Annotated in this window: 6 protein-coding genes; all 6 read left to right on the top strand. The window is 61.3% G+C overall.

Annotated elements, in window-relative coordinates; all coding sequences use genetic code 11:
- The coding region (locus M0954_RS00055) for an amino acid--tRNA ligase-related protein (RefSeq protein WP_297350937.1) at positions 1 to 456 on the top strand (456 nt) is incomplete at its 5' end.
- 196 nt (positions 457 to 652) lie between these two features.
- Positions 653 to 1129 (top strand): dihydroneopterin triphosphate diphosphatase, encoded by a 477-nt coding sequence (nudB, locus tag M0954_RS00050; protein ID WP_122153379.1) that lies wholly within the window; start codon positions 653 to 655, stop codon positions 1127 to 1129.
- Positions 1126 to 2382, top strand: coding sequence for a cardiolipin synthase ClsB (gene clsB, locus M0954_RS00045; protein WP_122153380.1), 1257 nt, complete (start codon positions 1126 to 1128; stop codon positions 2380 to 2382). The genes nudB and clsB overlap by 4 nt, the downstream gene beginning before the upstream one ends.
- Positions 2383 to 2712: 330 nt before the next feature.
- Positions 2713 to 3312 carry a TetR/AcrR family transcriptional regulator gene (locus M0954_RS00040; RefSeq protein ID WP_123385360.1) on the top strand — a complete coding sequence of 200 codons (600 nt, stop codon included), beginning with the start codon at positions 2713 to 2715 and terminating at the stop codon, positions 3310 to 3312.
- A gap of 98 nt (positions 3313 to 3410) precedes the next feature.
- Positions 3411 to 5198, top strand: coding sequence for an acyl-CoA dehydrogenase C-terminal domain-containing protein (locus M0954_RS00035; RefSeq protein ID WP_297350935.1), 1788 nt, complete (start codon positions 3411 to 3413; stop codon positions 5196 to 5198).
- 139 nt (positions 5199 to 5337) lie between these two features.
- Positions 5338 to 6871 (top strand): 3-hydroxyacyl-CoA dehydrogenase family protein (locus M0954_RS00030; RefSeq protein WP_297350933.1); only part of this gene is annotated, 1534 nt, incomplete at its 3' end.

The raw sequence follows: 6871 nt of genomic DNA, 5'->3' as shown, positions 1-6871 counted from the left end.
GAGAACAACCGTTGGGTGGCGGCTCACCATCCGTTCACGAGCCCGAAGGACGAGCACCTCGAGTATCTGGAAACGGATCCGGCCCGCTGCCTGGCGAAGGCCTACGACATGGTGCTGAACGGCTGGGAAATCGGCGGCGGTTCGGTGCGTATCCACCGTGAAGAAGTGCAGAGCCAGGTGTTCCGCGCGCTGAAGATCAACGCGGAAGAAGCACGCGCCAAGTTCGGTTTCCTGCTCGACGCGCTGCAATACGGCGCGCCGCCGCACGGTGGTATCGCCTTCGGTCTGGACCGCATCATCACGATGATGGCCGGCGCCGACTCGATCCGCGACGTGATCGCGTTTCCGAAGACACAGCGCGCACAGGATCTGCTCACGCAGGCGCCGAGCGAAGTGGACGAGCGCCAGTTGCGCGAGTTGCACATCCGTCTGCGTCAGCCGGAAGCGAAGGTGTAAGACTTGCCGGCCGTCTGAGCGGATCATTGAGCGGCTCATTCAGCCGCTCAATGACTCGCGGTCAAGCAAACGAAAAGGCGCGTCACGCGCCTTTTTCGTTTTTTGCGTTACAGTCGTAGCAACGGGTGAAACAATAGCCCAGATAAAACCGTAGACCGACATGTACCGCGCGCAACACGCGCCTAGTCTTACCGCCATGCCGAAACCGCCGAAGATTCCCGAATCCGTACTTGTGGTGATCCATACTCCGGGGCTCGATGTGCTGCTCATCGAGCGTGCCGATCGCGCGGGCTTCTGGCAATCGGTGACGGGCTCGAAAGACACGCTCGACGAGCCGCTTGCCGCGACTGCCATACGCGAAGTGGCCGAGGAAACCGGCATTGTGATCGGCAGCTCTGTCGTGCCGCGCGAGGCGCTGTTCGACTGGCAGTATCAGATCGAGTACGAGATCTATCCGGTCTGGCGGCATCGTTACGCCGAGGGCGTGACGCACAACACTGAACACTGGTTCAGCCTCGAGGTGCCGCGGTGTTGCGAGGTGACGCTAGCGCCGCTCGAGCACACGGCGCACCTGTGGCTACCCCATGAAGAAGCCGCGGAGCGGTGCTTTTCCTCATCGAATGCCGATGCGATCCTGCAGTTGCCGCAGCGGCTGAAAAGGCGGCTCCGATGACGGGCGGCGGTCCGCGGCATTTCGAGCGGCTTCGGCAGACCCTGTTCGGTCGTCGTTACTGGTCGAAATTCCGCTTTACCGCCGGTAACGAAGTACAACTGTTCCGCTCCGGCGAGGCGTTTTTTACGTCCTTGATCGCGCGCGTCGATGCGGCGGAGAAAGACGTCGTTCTCGAAACTTACATCTTCTGCAATGACGACGCCGGCCAGGCAGTCAGCGCCGCGTTGCTACGCGCCGCCGCCCGCGGGGTGCGTGTGCGCGTGATCACCGATGGCATCGGTACCGCCCGTCTGCCGATCTTCCACGACTGGCCCGAGCGCGGCATCGAGCATCGGATCTACAACCCGCATCTGTTCGGCCGCTTCGGTTTTTCGCGCACGCATCGCAAACTGGCGGTGGTCGACGATCAGTTCGCGTGGTGCGGCGGCATCAATATCGTCGACGACTACGAGAACGACGGCACGCGCCTGCCGTATCGCCGCTGGGACTTTGCGCTCGAACTGCAGGGGCCGGTGGTCGCCGATGTCCGCGAGGCGTTCGAGAGTCAATGGCACCGGATTCGTTTCGGTCACCGTCCTGTCGAAGCGCTGCAGCCCGACTTCACCTACAAGGACGACACCAGTTCCGGCGCACCGGCCCGCGGCCACAACCGCAGCGCCGATCTGCGCGGCGTCGGCGAACCCGCGGTGGCGTTCGTTGCGCGCGACAACCTGATTAACCGCCGTGCCATCGAAAAGGCCTACCTCACCGCGATCGGTCAGGCGCGCACCGAGGTGCTGCTCGCCAATCCGTACTTCATGCCAGGCCGCAAGCTGCGCCGCGCGCTGGTGTTCGCGGCGCGGCGTGAAGTGGATGTGAAGCTGATCATCGGCAGGAAGGAGTTCGCCGCGCTCGATTACGCGGTGCCGTTCCTGTACCGCTCGCTGCTGAAGGCCGGCGTGAAAATCGCCGAATACGAGAAGACGATGCTGCACGGCAAAGTGGCCGTAGTCGATTCGAGCTGGGGCACCGTAGGCTCGTCGAATCTTGACGCGCTGAGTCTCATGCTGAACAACGAGGCCAACGTCGTACTGGTGCATGACCCGCAAATCAAGGTCTTGCGCGAAGCGATCCTCACTGCATTCGACGAGTCGCGCCGTATCGATATCGAGCACTACGAGGCCCGTCCAGCGGGCGAGCGCGCGCTGAACTGGCTGGCCTACAACACCTACCGCGTCGTGATGAAGCTGTTGACGGTCGGCGGGTACGACTAGACGGGTCTCGCCGCAAGCAAGCTCGGGAACGGCTGCGGTCATCATGCAAGCGGCCGCTCAGAGCCCCAGGGCAAACCCTCCTGCCGAACGTACCCTGCGCGTCCAACTCGCCGAACCGAGCTGCGAGTTGCGGCACGCGTTGAACCAGATCAAGCCGACAAGGCAAACCCCTCTAAAAAAATCTCCCTCGTCCGATTGACGTATGACGCAAAATTGATGCTCCGGTTAGAAACCGGTTTCTAATAAAGTCCTTGTTTCGCGGACGGCAGCACTCAATAATAGTACGGCCGTTCGATTTTCTTTCGGTCACATGAGAACGGTAAAACAGCTATGCGAAAAGGCGAACAAACGCGGGTTGCGATTCTCGATGCAGCACTCGATCTGGCAAGCCGCGACGGACTGGAAGGTCTGACGATAGGGCTGCTGGCCGAGCGCATGCAGATGAGCAAGAGCGGCGTGTTTGCGCACTTCGGGTCGCGCGAGGACTTGCAGGTTGAAGTGGTGCGCGAATATCACCGTCGTTTCGAAGACGAGGTGTTTTTCCCGAGTCTTCGTGAGCCGCGCGGCTTGCCGCGTTTGCGCGCCATGATCTCCCGCTGGATTGAGAAGCGCATCCAGGAAGTCACCACTGGGTGCATCTACATCAGCGGTGCGGTCGAGTACGACGACCGTGCAGACAGCCAGGTGCGCGAGCAGCTGGCGTCGAGCGTGACGATCTGGCGTGCTGCGCTCACCCGGGCCATTTCGCAGGCAATGGAAGAAGGGCATCTGCGTGCGGACACGAACCCGCAACTGATGCTGTTCGAACTGTACAGCTTCACGCTCGGCCTGCATCACGACGCACGCTTCCTGCACTTGCCGGATGCTGTGCCTCTTACATGGGCCGCGCTCGAAAAACTGATTGTTTCGTATCAGAGCGAGAGCCGTTAGCAGGGCGGCCGGATCCAGCGGATCCAGCGGCGCTGAAAAGGTCCGGACTCCGGACCTGGCCTGACGGCCTGGCTCCTTGTCAAACTTTGGAGAGAGTCATGGGACAGTACGCCGCGCCGTTGCGCGACATGCAATTCGTGTTGCACGAGCTGCTTAATGTCGAAGGTGAGATCAAGCAGATGCCGAAGCACGCTGATCTCGATGCCGACACGATCAATGCGGTGCTGGAAGAGGCCGGCAAATTCTGCTCCGAAGTGCTGTTTCCGCTGAATCAGAGCGGCGACCAGGAAGGCTGCACGTACGTCGGCGACGGCGTCGTGACCACGCCGAAGGGTTTCAAGGAAGCCTATAAGCAATATGTCGAGGCCGGCTGGCCGGCACTCGGTTGCGATCCGGAATACGGCGGTCAGGGCCTGCCGGCATTCGTCAACAACGCTTTGTATGAAATGCTTAATTCGGCGAACCAGGCGTGGACAATGTACCCGGGCCTGTCGCACGGCGCGTATGAATGCGTGCATGCTCACGGCACGCCGGAACTGCAGCAGACGTATCTGCCCAAGCTCGTGTCCGGCACCTGGACCGGCACGATGTGTCTGACCGAGCCGCATTGCGGCACCGACCTCGGTATTCTGCGCACCAAGGCCGAACCGAACCCGGACGGCTCGTACTCGATCAGCGGTACCAAGATTTTTATCTCCAGCGGTGAACACGACCTCGCGGAGAACATCGTTCACCTGGTGCTTGCGCGTCTGCCGGATGCGCCGAACGGCACCAAGGGTATTTCGCTCTTCATCGTGCCGAAGTTCGTGCCGAACGAAGCGGGCGAGCCGGGCGATCGCAACACGGTGAAGTGTGGCTCCATCGAACACAAGATGGGCATTCACGCCAATGCCACCTGCGTGATCAACCTAGACAATGCCAAGGGCTGGCTGGTCGGCGAGCCGAACAAGGGCTTGAACGCCATGTTCGTGATGATGAACGCCGCGCGTCTGGGTGTTGGCATGCAAAGCCTGGGGCTGACCGAAATCGGCTATCAGAACTCGCTGACGTACGCGAAAGAGCGTCTGCAGATGCGTTCGCTGACCGGCCCGAAGGCCCCTGAAAAGGCCGCTGACCCGATCATCGTGCACCCGGACGTGCGCCGCATGCTGCTCACGCAGAAGGCCTACGCCGAAGGCGCACGTGCGTTCTCGTACTGGTCCGCGCTGCATATCGACAAGGAACTGTCGCACGCCGAAGAATCGGTGCGCAAGGATGCGGCTGATCTCGTCGCACTGCTCACGCCGATCCTGAAAGCGTTCCTCTCGGACAACGCGTTCGAGAGCACCAACCACGCCATGCAGATCTACGGCGGCCACGGTTTTATCGCCGAGTGGGGCATGGAGCAGTACGTGCGCGACGCGCGGATCAACATGATCTACGAAGGCACCAACGCGATTCAGTCGCTCGAACTGCTGGGCCGCAAGGTTCTCGGCGACATGGGCGCGAAGATGAAGAAGTTCGGCAAGCTGGTGACGGAGTTCGTCGAAGCCGAAGGCATCAAGCCGGAAATGCAGGAGTTCGTGAACCCGCTCGCCGACATTGGCGACAAGGTGCAGAAGCTGACCATGGAAATCGGCATGAAGGCCATGCAGAACCCGGACGAAGTGGGCGCCGCGGCTGTGCCGTATTTGCGCACAGTCGGCCATCTGGTGTTCTCGTACTTCTGGGCCCGCATGGCACGCATCGCGCTGGACAAGGAAGCATCCGGCGATCCGTTCTACAAGGCCAAGCTCGCTACCGCGCGCTTCTACTTCGCCAAGCTGCTGCCGGAAACGGCCATGACGATTCGCCAGGCACGCGCTGGTTCGAAGTCGTTGATGGACGTGGAAGAGTCGCTGTTCTAAAGCCACATCACGGCAGGGCCGCGCGTGCCTGAAACGCATGGCCCTGCCGCCGGTCACGCATTGCGAGGCCCGCGTGCACCGCGCGCGAAACCCACGCAAACATTATGCGACACCCGCATAACTCCCCCGGAGGAACGACGTGAGCAATCTGATCATTCGCAAGGTAGCCGTACTCGGCGCCGGCGTGATGGGCGCGCAGATCGCTGCGCACCTGATCAACGCCAAGGTGCCCGTGCTGCTGTTCGACCTTCCCGCCAAGGAAGGCCCGAAGAACGCGATCGCGCTGAAGGCGATCGAGAATCTGAAGAAGCTGTCGCCGGCGCCGTTTGGCGTGAAGGAAGACGCGCAATATATCCAGCCTGCGAACTACGACGACGATATCGAGAAGCTCGCCGAGTGCGACCTCGTGATCGAAGCGATCGCCGAACGGATGGACTGGAAGCACGATCTGTACAAGAAGGTCTCGCCGCATATTGCGCCGAACGCGATTTTCGCCAGCAACACGTCGGGCCTGTCGATTACCGAACTGTCGCAGGGTTTCTCGGATGAACTGAAGTCACGCTTCTGCGGTGTGCACTTCTTCAATCCGCCGCGCTACATGCACCTGGTCGAGCTGATTCCGACCGCAGCGACGCGTCCGGAAATTCTCGACCAGCTCGAAACGTTCCTGACAAGCGTGGTCGGCAAGGGCGTCGTGCGTGCGAAAGATACGCCGAACTTCATCGCCAACCGTGTCGGCATTTTCTCGATCCTCGCGGTCATCACCGAAGCGGCAAAGTTCGGGCTGCGTTTCGATGAAGTGGACGATCTGACGGGCTCGCGTCTGGGCCGTGCGAAGTCGGCAACGTTCCGCACCGCTGACGTGGTCGGCCTCGACACGATGGCGCACGTCATCAAGACGATGCAGGACACGCTGAAGGACGATCCGTTCTTCTCCGTCTACGAAACGCCGGCTGTGCTCGCCGAACTGGTGAAGAAGGGCGCGCTCGGTCAGAAGACTGGCGGCGGCTTCTACAAGAAGGAAGGCAAGGCGATCAAGGTGCTCGACCCGAAGACGGGCGAGTATGTCGACGGCGGTGCAAAGGCCGACGAACTGGTGGGCCGCATCCTTAAACGTCCGCCGGCAGAGCGTCTGAAGCTGCTGCGCGAATCAGAGCACCCGCAGGCGCAATTCCTGTGGGCGATCTTCCGCGACGTGTATCACTACATTGGCGTGCATCTCGAATCGATCGCCGACAACGCGCGTGACGTCGATCTGGCCATCCGTTGGGGCTTCGGCTGGAACGAAGGCCCGTTCGAAGGCTGGCAGACGGCCGGCTGGAAGCAGGTCGCCGAGTGGGTCCAGGAAGATATCGCGGCGGGTAAGGCGCTGTCGAGCGCGCCGCTGCCTTCGTGGGTGCTCGAAGGTGCGGTTGCCGAGAAGGGCGGTGTGCATACGAACGAAGGTTCGTGGTCGCCGGCTTCGAAGTCGTTCGTGCCGCGTTCTGCTTTGAGCGTCTATGACAAACAGGTGTTCCGTGCGCCGCTGGTCGGCGAGACGGGCGCGGATCCGAAGACCTACGGCAAGACGCTGTTCGAAACCGACGCGGTTCGCGCATGGGTCGATGATCGTGCCGGCGAGAACGACGTCCTGATCGTATCGTTCAAGAGCAAGATGAATACGATCGGACCGT

It is taken from the genome of Paraburkholderia sp. (genome assembly GCF_026225065.1).
GTDB lineage: Bacteria > Pseudomonadota > Gammaproteobacteria > Burkholderiales > Burkholderiaceae > Paraburkholderia.
Note: the sequence above shows the minus strand (reverse complement) of the source record. Positions and strands in the feature narration are given on the sequence as shown.